Source organism: Brachybacterium sp. AOP29-B2-41 (assembly GCF_052378395.1).
Classification (GTDB): Bacteria; Actinomycetota; Actinomycetes; order Actinomycetales; family Dermabacteraceae; genus Brachybacterium.
In genome coordinates, this window is sequence record NZ_JBQSXR010000059.1 from 1 (window position 1) to 576 (window position 576).

General features: G+C 64.6%; 1 protein-coding gene. It reads left to right on the forward strand.

What is annotated here, in order from left to right:
* Positions 1 to 576, forward strand: a 576-nt coding sequence (locus tag ACT3T9_RS18860; RefSeq protein ID WP_444607307.1) for an IS30 family transposase, incomplete at both ends; no start/stop codon positions are given.

Below are 576 nucleotides of genomic sequence, written 5' to 3' on the forward strand. Positions count from 1 at the left end.
TGGGAGAACGCGAGGCGTCCGAAGCCGTGCAAGCTGGAAACGCACGATGACCTGCGGAGCATCGTGCAGGAGAAGCTGATGGCGGATTGGTCGCCGCAGCAGATCGCGGCATGGCTCCGACTGACTCCGGCTTCAGCACAGGGAGTACGGATCTCGCACGAGGCTATCTACCGGACCCTCTACATCAGCTCGCGCCTGTCGCTCCCCTCGACGCTGAAGACGCATCTGCGGTCGGGGCGCGGCATGCGCACCTCGAGGAAAGCGCGTCGTACCGGGCACGGGCGGGGCCGGCTGCGGAACATGGTCTCTATCCATGATCGACCAGAGCAGATCGAGACCCGGACCGAGGTAGGGCATTGGGAAGGGGACCTCGTCATGGGGCGACGCCCCAGCGCCGTGGCAACCCTCGTGGAACGCACCACCAGGATCGTTCGCCTCGTCAAGCTCGATGGCATCAAGGGCCCAGACGTCCGCGCCGCGCTCGTCCAGAACCTCCGCGGCATGCCGAAATCACTGTTGAGGTCGATCACTTGGGATCGAGGTCGAGAGATGTCAGAGCACGAACAACTCGCCCAC